This is a genomic window from Fervidobacterium pennivorans (assembly GCF_001644665.1).
GTDB classification, from domain to species: domain Bacteria; phylum Thermotogota; class Thermotogae; order Thermotogales; family Fervidobacteriaceae; genus Fervidobacterium; species Fervidobacterium ngatamarikiense.
In genome coordinates, this window is record NZ_CP011393.1 from 1,919,530 (window position 1) to 1,934,761 (window position 15,232).

At 39.5% G+C, this 15,232-nt stretch carries 18 protein-coding genes and 8 tRNA genes; 16 read left to right on the top strand and 10 right to left on the bottom strand.

Going from position 1 to position 15,232, the window contains the following annotated elements; all coding sequences use genetic code 11:
* Window positions 1–21 precede the first annotated feature (21 nt).
* The 5 genes from pepV to JM64_RS08975 form a co-directional block, all read right to left on the bottom strand.
* A complete protein-coding gene (gene pepV / locus JM64_RS08955) occupies window positions 22–1,413 on the bottom strand; it encodes a dipeptidase PepV (protein ID WP_064012319.1) in 1,392 nt (463 codons plus the stop codon).
* Between the two features lie 63 nt (window positions 1,414–1,476).
* Window positions 1,477–2,001 carry a substrate-binding domain-containing protein gene (locus JM64_RS08960; RefSeq protein WP_064012320.1) on the bottom strand — a complete coding sequence of 175 codons (525 nt, stop codon included), beginning with the start codon at window positions 1,999–2,001 and terminating at the stop codon, window positions 1,477–1,479.
* A 188-nt stretch (window positions 2,002–2,189) separates the two neighbouring features.
* A complete protein-coding gene (locus JM64_RS08965) occupies window positions 2,190–2,672 on the bottom strand; it encodes a GNAT family N-acetyltransferase (protein ID WP_064012321.1) in 483 nt (160 codons plus the stop codon).
* Between the two features lie 22 nt (window positions 2,673–2,694).
* Window positions 2,695–3,462, bottom strand: coding sequence for a TSUP family transporter (locus JM64_RS08970; RefSeq protein WP_064012322.1), 768 nt, complete (start codon window positions 3,460–3,462; stop codon window positions 2,695–2,697).
* 34 nt (window positions 3,463–3,496) lie between these two features.
* On the bottom strand, window positions 3,497–4,333 hold the full coding sequence (locus JM64_RS08975; RefSeq protein WP_064012323.1) for a VIT1/CCC1 transporter family protein: 837 nt from the start codon (window positions 4,331–4,333) through the stop codon (window positions 3,497–3,499).
* Window positions 4,334–4,574: 241 nt separating this feature from the next.
* Between JM64_RS08975 and JM64_RS08980 the strand changes: the two genes are divergently transcribed.
* From JM64_RS08980 to JM64_RS09050, 15 genes are all read left to right on the top strand, one after another.
* Window positions 4,575–4,650: transfer RNA gene (locus tag JM64_RS08980), tRNA-Glu, on the top strand.
* 16 nt (window positions 4,651–4,666) lie between these two features.
* Window positions 4,667–4,741: transfer RNA gene (locus tag JM64_RS08985), tRNA-Val, on the top strand.
* A 44-nt stretch (window positions 4,742–4,785) separates the two neighbouring features.
* Window positions 4,786–4,861 (top strand) — tRNA-Phe (locus tag JM64_RS08990).
* Window positions 4,862–4,967: 106 nt separating this feature from the next.
* Window positions 4,968–5,102, top strand: coding sequence for a 50S ribosomal protein L34 (gene rpmH / locus JM64_RS08995; protein ID WP_033191903.1), 135 nt, complete (start codon window positions 4,968–4,970; stop codon window positions 5,100–5,102).
* Complete coding sequence (rnpA, locus tag JM64_RS09000; RefSeq protein WP_064012324.1) at window positions 5,084–5,479, top strand: ribonuclease P protein component; 396 nt, start codon at window positions 5,084–5,086, stop codon at window positions 5,477–5,479. Before rpmH ends, rnpA begins: the two co-directional genes overlap by 19 nt.
* The gene (yidD, locus tag JM64_RS09005; RefSeq protein WP_064012325.1) at window positions 5,451–5,747 is read left to right on the top strand and encodes a membrane protein insertion efficiency factor YidD; all 297 of its coding nucleotides are present in this window, start codon (window positions 5,451–5,453) and stop codon (window positions 5,745–5,747) included. The genes rnpA and yidD overlap by 29 nt, the downstream gene beginning before the upstream one ends.
* Window positions 5,744–7,090 carry a membrane protein insertase YidC gene (gene yidC / locus JM64_RS09010; RefSeq protein WP_064012326.1) on the top strand — a complete coding sequence of 449 codons (1,347 nt, stop codon included), beginning with the start codon at window positions 5,744–5,746 and terminating at the stop codon, window positions 7,088–7,090. Before yidD ends, yidC begins: the two co-directional genes overlap by 4 nt.
* A 51-nt stretch (window positions 7,091–7,141) precedes the next feature.
* Window positions 7,142–7,807, top strand: a complete 666-nt coding sequence (gene jag / locus JM64_RS09015) for an RNA-binding cell elongation regulator Jag/EloR (protein ID WP_064012327.1) — start codon at window positions 7,142–7,144, stop codon at window positions 7,805–7,807.
* A complete protein-coding gene (locus tag JM64_RS09020) occupies window positions 7,770–8,108 on the top strand; it encodes a cupin domain-containing protein (protein ID WP_064012328.1) in 339 nt (112 codons plus the stop codon). Before jag ends, JM64_RS09020 begins: the two co-directional genes overlap by 38 nt.
* 111 nt (window positions 8,109–8,219) lie before the next feature.
* Window positions 8,220–8,296, top strand: a tRNA-Pro gene (locus JM64_RS09025).
* A gap of 5 nt (window positions 8,297–8,301) precedes the next feature.
* Window positions 8,302–8,377: transfer RNA gene (locus JM64_RS09030), tRNA-Gly, on the top strand.
* Between the two features lie 35 nt (window positions 8,378–8,412).
* A tRNA-Arg gene (locus JM64_RS09035) sits at window positions 8,413–8,489 on the top strand.
* 31 nt (window positions 8,490–8,520) lie between these two features.
* Window positions 8,521–8,596: transfer RNA gene (locus tag JM64_RS09040), tRNA-His, on the top strand.
* 29 nt (window positions 8,597–8,625) lie between these two features.
* A tRNA-Arg gene (locus JM64_RS09045) sits at window positions 8,626–8,702 on the top strand.
* A 121-nt stretch (window positions 8,703–8,823) separates the two neighbouring features.
* A complete protein-coding gene (locus tag JM64_RS09050) occupies window positions 8,824–9,087 on the top strand; it encodes a stage V sporulation protein S (protein WP_014451777.1) in 264 nt (87 codons plus the stop codon).
* A 143-nt stretch (window positions 9,088–9,230) separates the two neighbouring features.
* Here JM64_RS09050 and JM64_RS09055 read toward each other — a convergent pair whose 3' ends face one another.
* Window positions 9,231–10,520 (bottom strand): TrpB-like pyridoxal phosphate-dependent enzyme, encoded by a 1,290-nt coding sequence (locus JM64_RS09055; RefSeq protein ID WP_064012329.1) that lies wholly within the window; start codon window positions 10,518–10,520, stop codon window positions 9,231–9,233.
* 238 nt (window positions 10,521–10,758) lie between these two features.
* Between JM64_RS09055 and JM64_RS09060 the strand changes: the two genes are divergently transcribed.
* Window positions 10,759–11,907 carry an IS110 family RNA-guided transposase gene (locus tag JM64_RS09060; protein ID WP_011994508.1) on the top strand — a complete coding sequence of 383 codons (1,149 nt, stop codon included), beginning with the start codon at window positions 10,759–10,761 and terminating at the stop codon, window positions 11,905–11,907.
* Window positions 11,908–12,347: 440 nt separating this feature from the next.
* Here JM64_RS09060 and JM64_RS09065 read toward each other — a convergent pair whose 3' ends face one another.
* From JM64_RS09065 to JM64_RS09080, 4 genes are read right to left on the bottom strand one after another with little or no spacing between them, the layout of a single operon-like run.
* Window positions 12,348–12,647, bottom strand: a complete 300-nt coding sequence (locus JM64_RS09065; protein ID WP_064012330.1) for a polyhydroxyalkanoic acid system family protein — start codon at window positions 12,645–12,647, stop codon at window positions 12,348–12,350.
* Window positions 12,648–12,661: 14 nt separating this feature from the next.
* Window positions 12,662–13,861 carry a TIGR04013 family B12-binding domain/radical SAM domain-containing protein gene (locus JM64_RS09070; protein ID WP_064012331.1) on the bottom strand — a complete coding sequence of 400 codons (1,200 nt, stop codon included), beginning with the start codon at window positions 13,859–13,861 and terminating at the stop codon, window positions 12,662–12,664.
* Between the two features lie 32 nt (window positions 13,862–13,893).
* Window positions 13,894–14,133, bottom strand: a complete 240-nt coding sequence (locus JM64_RS09075) for a DUF370 domain-containing protein (RefSeq protein WP_064012332.1) — start codon at window positions 14,131–14,133, stop codon at window positions 13,894–13,896.
* 33 nt (window positions 14,134–14,166) lie between these two features.
* A complete protein-coding gene (locus JM64_RS09080) occupies window positions 14,167–15,231 on the bottom strand; it encodes a DUF933 domain-containing protein (RefSeq protein WP_064012333.1) in 1,065 nt (354 codons plus the stop codon).
* Window position 15,232: the final 1 nt, after the last annotated feature.

The window sequence follows — 15,232 nt, forward strand, 5'->3', positions numbered from 1 at the left end:
TTATCCGTGAAATTGCATGAATTACTCTGTTAACCAAGCATATATAAGTTTCGTGTATATACGTATGTATTTCTTAAATGATTCCAAAGACCAACATTCATCAGGCTGGTGCATGTGAGTATCTTCTCCTGGGAAGACCGCACCGTATGCTACACCATATGGAACACTTCTTGCATATGTACCTCCACCTATTGAGATAGGTTCGGAGATGTCTTGAGTTTCTTCGCGGTATATCTTCAGTAGCAATCTCATAAAGTCACTGTCTTTTGACACGTAAAGAGGTTTACTATAACTTGTTCGTTCTACTTCAAAACCTTTCATGGCTTCTTTGATTTGCAATGTTATCATATCCACATTGAAGAATATTGGGTGTCTAATGTTTATAATCGCTGTTATCGTATCGTTCTCAAGTTTTAGAATTCCGAGGTTGCACGTAAGTTTTTTACTCACATCATCTTGACCGGATATGCCAAGACCTATACCGTAGTAATCTCTTCCAAGGCGCTCGTATAACGTTCTAATCGTCTCATTTTCCGGACCAAAATCAATTCTTGAAAGTAATTCAAGCATACCAGACGCTGCATTAATTCCTGCTTCTGGGTGAGCACCGTGTGCAGATTTGCCAAGTGATTTAATTGTGATTCTGTTACCATCAATCTTGCATTCGTACTTACACACTCCCACGTAATTAGACACTAAATATGCAATTTCATTCAACTTATCAGACTCTACAATTGCAATACATTCTTCCGGTACAACATTTGCTGCCGTTCCTGCTCTTAGCTCTACCAATTTTGTTGTGTGTTCTTTTGAAATCTTCTTGCTTATTGAATATGTAACTATACCTTTTTCTGCAAAAACTGCTGGAAAATCCCCGTCCGGTGTTACCGCTGCGTCTGGGTAAGGTTCTTTCGTAAAGTAATACTTCAAACATTGAGAACCATTTTCTTCGTTTGTACCAAATATAATACGTACCCTATTTTTTGGTTTATCGACCAATTCTGAAGCTATCTTTAATGCAAAAAGTGCGCCAATGCTAGGTCCTTTATCATCAGAAACACCTCTACCATACATCTTACCATCTCTAATCACCAGCTCAAACGGGTTACTTGTCCACCTTTCTATATCACCTTCGGGGACAACATCTAAATGCCCAAGTACAGCGTAAATTTTCCCACCTTCGCCGTATTCCACATGTCCTGCATAGTTATCGATGTTCACACTCTTAAATCCTAGTTCTTCAGCTATCTTCAAGGTTTCATGCAAAGCTTTTGCAGGACCCTCACCAAAAGGCATTCCATCTTTTGGTTCACTCATCACAGATTTAATCGCTATAACCTTTTTGAGAGCTTCTAAGATTTCATCAAAATATTTGTCAACCTTTTCGTTGATGATTTTACTGACATCCGACATAGCTCATACCCCTTTCTATTTTTTATTCATCAATATTTTACCATAAACATGAAAAACTTTACACTAAGGATTTCCATTGCCTCGGTTTTTAGTGGAGTTCCTTACTTTTAGTTCAACGGGCAAAATTATCTGAGAAATGGAACCAGTTTCGATATTCTTTATTAAACTCTTGAACGCTTCTCTTCCCAATCTGATTTTATCTGTAGCTACCGTTGTTAAAGGAGGCTCTATTATCGATGAAAAACTGATGTCATCGAAGCCAACAATGGAAAGTTCCTCAGGAATTTTAAATCCATTCTCTTTCAACAACTTGATAACCGCGTAAGCAAAGATGTCGTTATAACAGACTACCGCATCATACTTGAATTCTTTTTTCATCCTACGGAGAAACATTTGGAAAGTTTCGTAGGCATTTTCGAAACCTTCGTTCGAGTATATGACTTCGAATTCAATTTTGTTTTCCAAGGTTTGTTCATACTCATTTAGAGCTTTTCTCATCCCCTGTTCCCTAACTCTTGCTGCATATTTGTATTTCTGAGCGTTTAAAAAAAGCACATTTTTATGTCCAGTGTCTAAAAGGTATTTCATTATTCTTATTCATTGAACCAAAGTCAAATAGGTCTAAAAAATTAGGAAAATCAAGTCTGTACTGTTATAATGGTAACTAAATATTTGTTTTTTTCAAAATACTTTGAATTTCATTATCATCTGGTAACGTTATCATATTATAAAAAATATAAGGTAGCACTTTACTTAGCCACTTTACGAAGTTATTCTTAAATTTCCCTAACCATATTTTTGTAGATTCCTGGATAGGACCCCTCAATTTCTATTGCATTAACGGTTTTTTTATAATACTCAATCGGACCAGGGTCTCCTATAATGGCATAAGCATATCCGACGTTGAACATGTCGTGTAGGCAAGCTAGTAAAAGAGCCTTCCCTATTCCCTTTCCCCTGTATTCTTCATCAACACCTGTTGGTCCGAAAAATCCGCGCACTGTAGCATCATAACAAGCAAATCCAACGATTTTGTTCGTCTTCTCATCTATAGCTATGAACGAAGAAATCGGCTTGTTGGAAAACGTCATATCAGTTTCGCTTGCCCAGTGATTGCCAAACTTCGACCTGACCCATTCAACAACAAAGTATTTCTCTGGACCGATTGGGCGTTTGATGACAATTCCATTTTTCCTTGCTTCCTCTAATGTGCTATTAAGCTCGGGTAACTCATACAACTTTACTAACATATCACCCATACGTTCACCCCCTGCTAAGAGGTCAAATTAAGTCCATAAGTATTTTTAAAAAAAGTATTGCGAGAACTCCAAGCATCACAGGTTTGATAATCTTTGCACCTTTTTTCAATGCAAGTCCCGAACCGAGCCAGTTGCCCGCAATCCCGAAGACGGCTGCAGGCAGTCCTATGGAATACAAAACCTTTTTACCAACGATGAAAGTAAGAAGTGCACCTACGTTTGAAGCCAAATTGACTATCTTAGCTGTTCCTGATGCACTCACGTGGTCTAAGGACAAAAAACTTACGTAAAGTATTATCAAAAAAGTGCCAGTTCCTGGTCCAAAGAAGCCATCGTATGTACCTATAGTCAAACCTATCAAACCAGAAACTACAACTGCTCGTGTCTTTGAGACGTTTTCGACTTCCAGTGTTCTTTCTTTCCTTGGATTTGCCAAAAGAACAATTACAGCCGCTAAAGGTATTAAGAACGCTAAGACAAACTTTAAGACATTATCGCTCAATACAAGCGCCAACTTTGCACCTATGTGCGAGCCTATAAGCGCTCCAACAACCGAGGGAAAAGCAACAAGGTAAACTATCGCCCTTCCTTTCGCATATCTAAGTGTGCTGAAAATTGTCCCTATCGTCGATGAAAGTTTATTTGTAGCAAGCGCGTTGTGACTTGGCAAACCTACGAACAAATAAGCAGGAAGTGAGATGAGACCTCCACCCCCAGCTATTGAGTCAACAAATCCTGCTAAGAAAATTAATGGATAAAGTACAATTAAATCTCGAAAAGTTATGTGCATTTTAATCACTCACTTTTCTACTATAATGAACGCTCTATAGTGCCGGAATTTTCACCACTTTTTCCAACAACCAGCCTATTAGATACGCAACTGCTGCCGAAAGCCCACCAACAAACAACATTTCGAAACCGCCTTTATACCACTTTACACCGGTAACAACCTGGCGCAATGCACCAACGAAAAATAACGTTGCCGCAGTTATTAGACACGATGCCAAAAACTGATTTTGAGCCAACAGTTGAGACTGGGACGCAAAGATGTACGCAATCAGTGGCATAAAACCAGCAATGGCAAAAGATAGGAACGTTACAACAGCGCTTTTGAGAGGATTCGTATCATCTTCAAAAATCCCAAGTTCCTCGTGTAGCATCGTGTCTACCCATATCTCTTTATTACTTGTGATTACCTCAACAAGACGTTCTAATTTTTCACCAGTTAGTCCTTTCCTCTTGTAAATCTCTCTAACTTCAAGTTTTTCAGCTTCAGGCATATGTTCTATCTCCCACAACTCACGTTCTTTTTCAGATCTTATGTAGTCTTTTTCCGATTTCTCCGATAGGTAGTCCCCTATCGCCATAGAAATACCATCGGCAAAAAGATTTGCCAAACCGACAATAATAGCAATCTTGGGATTCAAGTTTGCTCCAGCTATTCCAGAAATTGCAGCAAATGTCGTTACTATACCATCACTTGCACCGTAAACAGCTTGACCTATATACTTTCCCTGTTCGGTTTTGTGCCAAGGTTCTTTTCCTATCTCATCAGGTGAGTGTAGCTTTTTGTGAGTTTCTAAATCTCCTTTTTTAAAAGCTTCACTGGCAAGCCTCGGTCTTGACCTAGGTGTGAGCTTTGAGAATACCCATCTAAACACTTCTCGATGCCTCCCTTCTGCAAGTTTACTTATCTCATTATACCATATATGCACAATCTAGCGCACAAAAAACAGTGTATTAACTTGCTTCGTAGTTACTAGATACAAAATGTTAACCTTTTCTTTTCATTAAAACTTATTCAAAACCACTTGACAAAAAATTTTTCTTTGGTATTATTGGTAACGGTCACTGATTGAAGGACCAAAATTGTGTGGAAAAACACGAAGAAACAAAGGAAACGCCCCCATCGTCTAGCGGTCTAGGACACTGGCCTTTCAAGCCAGCGGCACGGGTTCGAATCCCGTTGGGGGCGCCAGTTTTTAAAATAGGTTGGGTGCGTAGCTCAGAGGGAGAGCGTCTGCCTTACGAGCAGAAGGTCGTAGGTTCAAGTCCTGCCGCACCCACCAAGTGGAAAAAATGAATTGAAACGATTATATAAAAACTTAATGGTGGCCAGGTAGCTCAGTTGGTAGAGCAGTGGACTGAAAATCCACGTGTCGACGGTTCGATTCCGTCCCTGGCCACCAGTTTTTTTATATACACGTGGAAACGCTAAAATCATCTGTTGAACAACTAGAAAATTTTGGTATAATCGGAATTAGACCTACAAACATATGAAAAGGAGGAAGTGGTATGAAGAGAACGTACCAACCGTCTCGAATCAAAAGAAAAAGAACCCATGGATTTCTTGCCAGAAAGTCCACACCTGGCGGAAGAAGAGTTCTAAAGAACAGAAGAAGAACAGGTAGATGGAGACTCACAGTCTGAGAAAGTATACATTCAGAAAAAGAGAGCGCCTGAGACTCAGGAGGGATATATCCCTAGTTTTTAAATACGGTAAAGCGATTCAAAGTGAAGATTTTGTAGTACTTTACAAAAAGAATGGACTTGATTACAGTAGGTTAGCCATCATCGTGAAGCGAAAATTTGGAAAGGCGAACCGGAGAAATAAATTGAGAAGATGGATTCGTGAATGTTTTAGATTGAACAAAGATTCTATTCCAAAGGGATATGACTTCATTGTTATAGCAAGAAAAGCGCTATCCGAAAAGTTTGAAAAAAGTAACTATAAAGTCGTTTGCAAAGCACTTTTGGGGAATTTTGAGAGGTTAATTGATGCGGAAAGCAATACTGGGACTTATTAGATTTTATCAAAAGTACATTTCTCCTTTAAAACCCCCAACGTGCAGGTTTGAACCAACCTGTTCCACATATGCATATCAAGCTGTGGAAAAGTTTGGCATTTTTAGGGGGCTCCTCCTGGGTTTCTGGCGCATTCTCAGATGTAATCCTTTGTCAAAAGGTGGATTTGACCCTGTTCCGGAAGAGTTCACACTGTTCCATCTCCCAAAACACGACAAATCCGTGGAACATCAAAAAATAAATAACATTCGAAGGAGGCGGTCAAGTTGAAAAAAATAACCGTCGTTTTTTTGTTGTTAATAGCAATGCTAACGGGGTTGACACTTTTTGCTGGCTTCTTCGTGGAAGAGCGTGTTGACTCTATAGTCATCACCTCAAGATATCTCCAAGTAGAATTGGGAAAAGATGGCAATTTACAGAAGGTTACTCATATGTTGGGCAGAGCGTATTTATTTTTTATAAACGACAACGACGGGTTCAATTTGTTTGATATACAAGGTAAGGAAATTTCCGTTGCAACACCAACATACAACATACAATACGGGGAGAAATCGAAAGATTTGAAGGACTCATACGAAAGTGTCAAAGTCATTTTCCGTTACGAAAACGGTGTTGAAAAGGTTTACTCCTTTGACCAAAGGTTTTACACCTACACTTTTGATGTAGAAATTCGCTCTCCCGAGGAAGTAAAAGTTGCCCTACCGTTAATCTGGGACAAATCAACCGTACGCTCAGCGGTGAATTTCTTTGTCTCATTCAGACCCGATAGAGACTACTCGTCCATCGTCAAATTCTCGGGCAAGTTAGACCAAACACAAGTCATCGGAAAGGATTTGAAATTCACAGTTTACATGGGACCATACAAAAAGGTTGTCGTCAAGCATGTTTTCGGAGAAGACTATGAAAGACTTGCGACACTTATAAGAACCATCCCTGGTGTAGGGACCTGGTACAGTTTTATATCCGATGGTCTCAACGAATTCTTTAGTTGGATAAATTCATTTACAAAAAACTTCGGTTTAACGATTATTATCTTCACAATTATAGTTAGGCTTATCCTTTACCCGTTCTATCATGCACAAACAAAACAGATGATTCAAATGAGAAAACTACAACCAGCTGTAGATGCTATAAAAAAGAAATACAAAGACCCGCAGAAACAACAAGAAGAATTGATGAAACTCTACAAGGAAAATAAGATAAATCCATCAAGTGGTTGTTTGATGTTACTTATTCAGTTACCAATTTTCATGTTACTTTACGGAGTTATTCAAAGCTATCAGGAACTCTTTTCAGTATCTCAAGGTTTCTTGATTTGGAGGGACCTTTCCGTAGGTGGCTGGTCAAACAACTGGCTCTTCTTAGTAATCACAATATTGACAAGTTACTATCTTGCGCTTATCACCAGCCAGGACAGTAGAACTGCTTGGCAACAGATACTCATGGGTGCCATATTCCCATTCTTCTTTATAAGTTTACCAAGCGGTATATTCCTTTACTGGACTATGAACTCGATAATTCAGCTTGTCATCACATACTACATATACAGACGTTACAAGATAAAAGGCATTTCTCAACACGAACTTTGGGGAATCCAAAAAAAGAAGGTATAAAACCAACAAGCCAAACAACAAACCACGCAGTAAGAAAAAGGGGTGGGTGACTTGAAGACGATAAACTACGTAGGTAAAAGTGTCGAGGAAATCCTTGAACAATTCAAAAGTGAACACGATGTTTTGGAAGGGGAGTATGAAGTCAACGTTATTGACAAAGGGACGCACGGAATTTTCGGACTTTTTGCAAGGGATGCAGTGGTAGAGATTACAATCACTAATAAGTACTATGAAAGAAAGTTAAAAGAGTTTTTAGAAGAGATCTTTAAACGCTTTGGAGCTGATTATTACATTGAAATAGCAAGCCGTGGGAAAACGTTTATAGCAACATGCCATAGTGAAGAGATTGGTAAACTAATAGGAAAGCATGGAAAGGGCTTGGGGGCTTTGCAACATCTTGCCAATATATACCTAAACAGGTTAACAGACACAAAAGTTACTGTAATAATCGACGCAGGAAATTACCGCGAGAAGAGAAGAGAACAGTTGGTGAAGATTGTAGAAGCGGCTGTTGAAAGAGCACGAAAATTCGGCAAAGTAAAGTTAGACCCTATGTTTGCATTTGAAAGGAAAATAGTTCATGAGTTGGCAAAAAAACATAAAGATATACACACGTACTCTGAAGGTTTGGAACCTTACAGGTACGTTGTCATTGAGGCAAGAAGGAGGGGGCGAAACAATGAAGATAGGAAGCATTTCAGAAATGCAACCACTTGAAATTGACGGCGGAAAGATTTTAAAACGTGTTTTGATTGGTCCAAGAGACGGTGCTCCAAACTTTGTAATGAGACTATTTACATTGAAACCAGGAGCTTCAACACCATACCACACTCACCCATGGGAGCATGAAATATTTGTCGTCGATGGCGAGCTCGAAGTTGTAAGTAAAAACGGAAGAACAAGGGTATCTAAAGGTTCTTTTGTCTTTGTGGAACCAAACGAAGAACACCAATTCCACAACTTCACGGATAAAGAAACGTCGTTCATCTGTGTCATTCCAAAAGAAGGCGGAGAATAACACGTTGTTGTATAGTTGCCTTTATCAACACAAATTTAACGTAGTTTTATATGTATCGTTTACTTGACACTCTAAAACGTGTGTGCTATAATAACTCACGGTCCTTCACGTCGGGGCGTAGCGCAGTTGGCTAGCGCGCCGGTCTTGGGAACCGGAGGACGCTGGTTCAAGTCCAGTCGCCCCGACCAGTGGTGCGGGTGTAGCTCAATTGGTAGAGCATCGGCCTTCCAAGCCGAGGGTTGCGGGTTCGAGTCCCGTCGCCCGCTCCAGATTTATTGGTAATACTGACGCCGAAAGGCAGGTTGCGGCCGTAGCTCAACAGGATAGAGCATCGGACTTCTAATCCGAGGGTTGTGGGTTCGAGTCCCGCCGGCCGCGCCAAAAAGAAAAATCAATAAAACAACTATTTGTGGTGGCTATAGCTCAGCTGGCAGAGCGCCTGACTGTGGATCAGGTGGTCGAGGGTTCAAATCCCTCTAGCCACCCCAGTTTTTTATATAGTGTGATTATCACGGACGCGCTCGTAGCTCAACTGGATAGAGCGTCGGACTTCGGATCCGATGGTTGCGGGTTCAAGTCCTGCCGGGCGCGCCAAACTTTGAAGAAAAATCCCTGTTCGTTTTTTAAACAGCGATTATAACATAAGGTACGATATTCACCGGTGCTTAGAACAAACTACTGAGCTATCAAGCGCCAAAGAAGGGGAGGTAGAACTATGGAAGTACTAAAAGTCTCTTCAAAATCAAATCCAAACAAGGTTGCAGGTGCGTTAGCAGGTGTTATCAGAGAAAAAGGAAAGGCGGAAATTCAAGCTATCGGTGCAGGCGCTGTTAACCAAGCAGTCAAGGCAATTGCAATCGCAAGAGGGTACCTCGCACCAAGTGGATACGACCTTGTCTGCGTTCCGGCATTTACGGATGTAACAGTGGAAAATGAAACAAGAACAGCGCTTAAGTTCATAGTCTTCCCCAGAGAATAAGTATAAAATTGAAAGTTAAAAAACAGAGCGGTCCGAAAATGGACCGCTTTTTATGTTTGTTTTGTATTTATTTTGTATTTATTATCAATATCTATTTAAGAGAGCTGTCTTAAATGTTTTACCAAACATAGTTCGCACCTCCTCTAGACAACTTCAAAAGTTTCTAAAGTCCCGCTTAAAGAACTTACGTACGCATTCAAATCAAAATATCCATGTCCGGAAAGTGTGAAGACAATTGTCTTTTTCTCATTCTTTTTCGCTTCCTTAATCACATATGCTATCGCGTGTGCTGATTCGGGTGCTGGAACAATTCCCTCCACTTTTGCAAAGAGTTTTCCGGCTTCGAAGACCTCATCCTGACTGACAGCTGCAGCTGATATCAGTTTCTCGTAGAGTAACTTTGAAACAATTGGAGCTGCCCCGTGGTATCTTAATCCACCTGCGTGAATTGATGGCGGAACAAAATCTTTGCCAAGTGTGTACATTTTCATCATCGGTGTCAAACCTGCGCTATCTCCAAAGTCATATCGGTACTCGCCTTTAGTCAGAGATGGACAACTCTCGGGTTCCACCGCAATAATTTTTATATGTTTCCCCTCAAGAATATCAGGAATGAAAGGCAGTATTGTCCCACCGAAGTTGGAACCTCCACCGTGGCATGCAACAATCATATCTGGTATGATTCCTAACTTTTTTAATTGTTCCTTCAGCTCAAGTCCAATTATCGTTTGGTGTAGCAATACGTGGTTCAAAACACTTCCAAGTGCATACTTTGCACCCTGTTCTTTAAAGACAGTTTCAATAGCTTCTGAAATCGCTATACCAAGCGTTCCAGGATGCTCTTCATCGAACGTCTGACCAAATTGTGTTAACTTGCTCGGACTTGGGACAACGTTACCGTTGAATATATTCATGAGTACCTTTCTGAAAGGTTTTTGATTATAGCTAATTTTTACCATGAAGACTCGAACTTCCAAACCAAACTTCGCTCCTGCATACGAAAGTGCACTCCCCCATTGACCTGCACCCGTTTCAGTTACCAAAATTCTTGTCCCTGAGATTTTGTTGTAGTAAGCCTGTGCAAGTGCAGTATTCACCTTGTGACTACCAGTAGGGCTGACCCCTTCGTATTTGTAATAAATCCGTGTACGCGTTCCAAGGTATTCTTCCAGAAAGTTTGCTCGGATAAGTGGGGTGGGTCTGTAAACTGCGTATTCTTTCAAAACAGGTTCCGGAATAGGGATGAATCTTTTGTCACTTATCTCTTGTTCAAGCAATGGTTCCGGGAATATGCTGAGCAACTTCTCAGGTTTCATAGGTTGCCCCGTTTCAGGGTCAAGTGGTAAGTCCAATTTGAATGGTAAATCTGCAAGCACGTTGTAATAACTTCTTGGCATTTCCTCAGGCTTCAAGTACACTACTTCCCTGAGCATACTAACCCCTCCTCGTATAATAAGTTCGGTAAAAATTAAAATTGGTCTTTGAAAATTGAATGCATATTTTTTAACACCTCTGGTAAAATAGTTTCAGGTTGCCCCTCCTTGAGACTTTGTTCTCTTAAATAAGATTGCCTAACTAGAGTACAGCTTTTTACTTGCCGGAAAATGTTTTGCCTCGTTTTCTTATGTACCGCGAGGTTGTAAGGCTGTACTCAATCCGGAGGTGATTCCTTTGGCTATTTTAGCTATTGATGTCTCAAAGAACTATCTTTCTTTCTTTTCTGATTTCATCGGTAGTGGGACTGTTGAGAACTCTCCTCAAGGTATTGTTGAACTTTTTAACAAAGCTTTTGCTTCTTCTTCCGATTTTTCTCTTGTCCTTGAATCAACTGGTGTTTTTTCTTTTAATGTCGCTAACTTCTTCTTTCAAAACAACGTACCTGTCTTTTGGGTTAAAACTGATAACATTAAGCTCTATCGCAAAATTCTCAATCGTCCTAAAACTGACAAAATCGATGCTGAACTTATTTTCTCTATCGCTTCTAAATTTCCTGAGTCTTTAGTCCCTTTTGTCAATAACTCATATATCATCTCTGAGCTTCGTAATCTCACCAGACTTTATTTAAAGTTCAACGAAGATATCGCTCGATTGAAACTTAGGCTCTATTCGTATGTTTCTCTTTATTTCCCTAAACTTGACTTTAAACTAAATAAGACTTTCGAATGCCTGCTTAAAGATTATACAATCGAAGAAATCGCAAACATGCCAATTGAAGAGTTATTTGAATATATTGCGAAAATTTCCAGACACAATGTCTCTTCACAAGTCTTAGCAGAAAAACTCCAAACTCTTGCTAAAGATGCCTTGAGGTTGTCTGTTAATCCTTCAAACACTCTGAGAATATCTATTGTTTCCACTATCGATTTGATACAGCACTATGAAAAACAAATCGAACTAGTAAAGAAAGAAATAAGTAAATTACTTAAAGTAATTTCGAACACACTAACAACAGTCAAAGGGATAGGAGAAATAACTGCAGCTGGAATTATAGCCGAAATAGGAGACATCAATCGTTTCGAAAAAGCCTCAGCGTTAGCATCATACGCAGGGCTTGTATGGACAATCAATCAAAGTGGAAATTACAAATCAGAAAACAACCAACTAACGAAAAAAGGGAACAAGTATCTAAGAACATACCTAGTAATGGCAGCGAACGGAGTAAAGACATACGATCCTGTATACAAAGAATATTATCGCAAAAAGTACGCAGAAGCAACAACACACAAACACATGAGAGCGCTAATATTAACTGCAAGGAAATTAGTAAATTTAGTGTATTATTTACTAAAGAACAACGTACCGTATGTACCGATGAAATAGGTAAAAAGAACGAAATCAAGTATGTGAAGAATGAAAGTGAAATATTAAGTTATTGAAAGTCAAAGTGTTGACTAGGTTTTTTATTTTTCTATTTTTTCTCCTCTTGACTTATTACCGGAAATCTCGTAGGTTGAATGTAGATTAAATAAAAAAGCCGGGTACGATTTTACACGTACCCGGCGATTGTCCACACTTTGTATGTCTTGTTGCTGCCTATTTTCTCCTTAGGTATGGCAACAACAAACTGGTGGACAACCACCGGTTGTCCACCACCAGAACTTTGTTGAATTCATTTGATAATGGTTGACAATCAAAGAAAATCTAATTCTACTTACCAAAACCACACACCGCCCGTTGCCTTTAGATTTTGAGGTATTTTATCACAAATTTTTGGGAAAAGTCAAGAGAAAATTTTTCCACTTATATTCTATGTTTCAACTTCACTGCTGTGCTTTGCACTTCTCAATTAACTCAGTCATATATTTATCTATCATCTCTTCTACCTTTTCCTTCATTCCTGGCATTCCGAGAAATGAAGAATCAACGGTGATTATGATTCTGTCTTTTTGAACCTCTATCGTTCCTTTTCCAAAGATACTAACCTTTGCTTCAAAGATGTTCTCGCTTATTCTAGATATCTTCACGTTGAACTTAGAGATGTACGGTTCTGCTTCTTTCATAGCAACTTCGTAAAGCTTTTCCGGCTCGCAAGAATGCACGTATTCCTTTCTTATCGTCATCCCTCTTCCCCCCTTTAAAGTTCATTTCCAACCCTGATACGCATATTTTGAACAGCCTTTTTGGCGAGTTGTTCTTGTTTCAACCAATATCCGTCAAGAATACCTTTTGAAGCAAGTTGTCCAAGAAATTTGTAATGGAAATCTTTCAAAACACCTGGTCCGACGTTTGAAAGAGGTGTGCCTGGGAGAGGCATAAAAGTGTGGGCATGAATCTTTGCATTGTACTTCTTAACAATCTTCTCAATGAAATTGAACGTTTGTTCTACATCTTCTTTTGTTTCAAACGGAAATCCGAATATGAAATCTACTTTCGCATAAAAACCGTTGTCAGCTAATATCTCAAGCGCTTCTTCTACCTTTTCAACTGTATGTCCGCGACGTATAAGTTGTAGTATCCTATTGCTTCCACTTTGCGCACCTATAACGATATAATCATGGTTTACGTATTTTTTGATAACTTTGACCATATCATCGGTAACGCTCTCAGGTCTGACATCAGATGGAAACGTTCCAAAGTATATCTCTTTCACACCTGTAGATTTTATCTTAAAGAGCAATTCGTCAACAATTTCTGGGTTGGGAGTAACTCCATTCTTGCTACCATACCCAAATGCATTTGGTGTAATAAATCGTGCAATCGTTTTTCCATGCTTTACAGAAATTTTTTCGTATTCAACAATTTGTTCTATGCTTCTATGCCTAACTATCTTGCCAGCTAATCTTGGTGTTTGGCAGTATCCACAATCAAAAGGACATCCACGGGAAATCTCTATTGGCATGAAGAGCTTCTTCTTCTCACATATGGGAGGGTACTTATTCAAATCGACACGATTTTTCACTCCGTCGAAGATTCTATTCTCCGGTAATTCACCTTTCAAGAACTTGATGATATTTTCTTCCCCATCACCAACAAAAACATAATCAAAACCAAGCTCTAATAGTTCGAAAGGTAGTGCCGTTGCATGTGGACCACCAGCAATTACAGTGTAGCCGTGTTTTTTCAGTACCTTAAGTTCTTCTACTACAGTATCCAAATCGAAGGTCATAAATGAAAAAGCAACTGCAGTATCCGATACCGGATACTGCAAGATATCAGCGACATTTTTAGTTTCAAAAATCTCCATATTTTCAATCTCACTAAGCACAGCAGAAACAAGCGCAGCAACACTGTAACGATTATGCTTGGTCGTTCTGAATATGAGCCTTTTAAACATACTTACCTTTTTAAGATTACCTCCAATTATCGTTAACCCCAAATCTTTTTTCTAACTTCAAGAGCAGGTTCAGCAAGCAGTAATGAATGACCGCTATCCATAAAGACTATAGATTTACACTCTTTACCATAAGCTAAATTGACCATTTTTCCACCAAGCTGGCTACTCGCTCTTATACGCCTGGAGACTGTTGACGTAACAGGAACAACCGCAATAACCCTGTCTCTTACAATATACACGTTCTCGTTTATTCTTGCAACTGCTTCGGACATATTTCTAACCCCCTCTTCGTTACGTTTTTACTTTCATACGTTGAACCTTATCGTTATTATATCACCATCTTCAACAATGTAATCTCTTCCAACAAGCTTCATTAATCCGGCATCTTTAACCGCCTTCTCGGAACCAAGCCGAACCAGGTCATCGTACTTTATAACCTCGGCTCGAATAAAACCTCTTGCCAAGTCGCTATGAATAACGCCTGCTGCATCGACTGCTGTTGCACCTTTTCTGAGCGTCCATGCGCGTACTTCGTCTTTACCAACAGTAAAGAAGGAAATCAATCCAAATTGTGTGTAGAGTGCTCTGGATAGTCTTTCTATACCTGTTTCATCTGTGCCCAATTCTTTGAGAAACTCCATCTTCTCTTCTTCGCTCAAGGCGTTCAGCTCCATTTCAAGCTTACCACATAGTTCGACATACGCAAACCCGTTGTCTTGACAAAGTTTTATAACTTCATCCTTTGTTTCATAACTCTTTTCAGAGAACTGTTCCTCATCGACGTTTACTACTACACCTATCGGTTTCAAGGTAGTAAGTGAAAACCCTCCAAGCATCTTTTTTTCTTCATCCGTAAGTCCAATTTTCGATAAAAGTTGCTCGTTCTCTAACGCCTCCTGTATGCGTTTTAACAACTTTAACTCTATCTCTTCCTTTGGTTCGAGCTTTCTCTTTGCGTTTTCTAATCTACCAATCCTATTTGTCACTACATCAAGGTCCCTGAAAAGGAATTCATTCAAAGTTGCTTTGAGCTGGTCAATAGGTTTTTCTACCTCAGGGTATGGTACACTATCGCTTTTAAATGCTCTAACCACGATAAGCATTGCTTCAACATTTTGAATTGCGTTAAATACCGCCGTTCGTTCCTTGATATCTTTTATCTTCAAAGCCAGCGTATCGAAAAACTCTAAAGTTGCATAAGTCACCTTCTTTGGTTCATACATCTTTGCAAGAATATCCACTCGCTTATCATGGACCTTTGCAGTTCCTTTTTGATGCTCTTGAGAAAAGAGGTCTACCTCAAGTCCTGTGAGCAAAGAAAATATTGTCGTCTTACCAACCTGCGAAAGTCCAACAATACCTACTTTCATT

Bases quoted from the DNA above. Each gene is read 5' to 3' on its own strand.
- JM64_RS08970 (WP_064012322.1), bottom strand. From the start codon at position 3,462: ATGCACATAACTTTTCGAGATTTAATTGTACTTTATCCATTAATTTTC.
- rpmH (WP_033191903.1), top strand. From the start codon at position 4,968: ATGAAGAGAACGTACCAACCGTCTCGAATCAAAAGAAAAAGAACCCAT.
- JM64_RS09065 (WP_064012330.1), bottom strand. From the start codon at position 12,647: ATGACGATAAGAAAGGAATACGTGCATTCTTGCGAGCCGGAAAAGCTT.
- JM64_RS09080 (WP_064012333.1), bottom strand. From the start codon at position 15,231: ATGAAAGTAGGTATTGTTGGACTTTCGCAGGTTGGTAAGACGACAATA.
- JM64_RS09070 (WP_064012331.1), bottom strand. From the start codon at position 13,861: ATGTTTAAAAGGCTCATATTCAGAACGACCAAGCATAATCGTTACAGT.
- pepV (WP_064012319.1), bottom strand. From the start codon at position 1,413: ATGTCGGATGTCAGTAAAATCATCAACGAAAAGGTTGACAAATATTTT.
- rnpA (WP_064012324.1), top strand. From the start codon at position 5,084: ATGGAGACTCACAGTCTGAGAAAGTATACATTCAGAAAAAGAGAGCGC.
- JM64_RS09050 (WP_014451777.1), top strand. From the start codon at position 8,824: ATGGAAGTACTAAAAGTCTCTTCAAAATCAAATCCAAACAAGGTTGCA.
- JM64_RS09055 (WP_064012329.1), bottom strand. From the start codon at position 10,520: ATGCTCAGGGAAGTAGTGTACTTGAAGCCTGAGGAAATGCCAAGAAGT.
- JM64_RS08965 (WP_064012321.1), bottom strand. From the start codon at position 2,672: ATGGGTGATATGTTAGTAAAGTTGTATGAGTTACCCGAGCTTAATAGC.
- JM64_RS09020 (WP_064012328.1), top strand. From the start codon at position 7,770: ATGAAGATAGGAAGCATTTCAGAAATGCAACCACTTGAAATTGACGGC.
- yidD (WP_064012325.1), top strand. From the start codon at position 5,451: ATGCGGAAAGCAATACTGGGACTTATTAGATTTTATCAAAAGTACATT.
- JM64_RS09075 (WP_064012332.1), bottom strand. From the start codon at position 14,133: ATGTCCGAAGCAGTTGCAAGAATAAACGAGAACGTGTATATTGTAAGA.
- JM64_RS08960 (WP_064012320.1), bottom strand. From the start codon at position 2,001: ATGAAATACCTTTTAGACACTGGACATAAAAATGTGCTTTTTTTAAAC.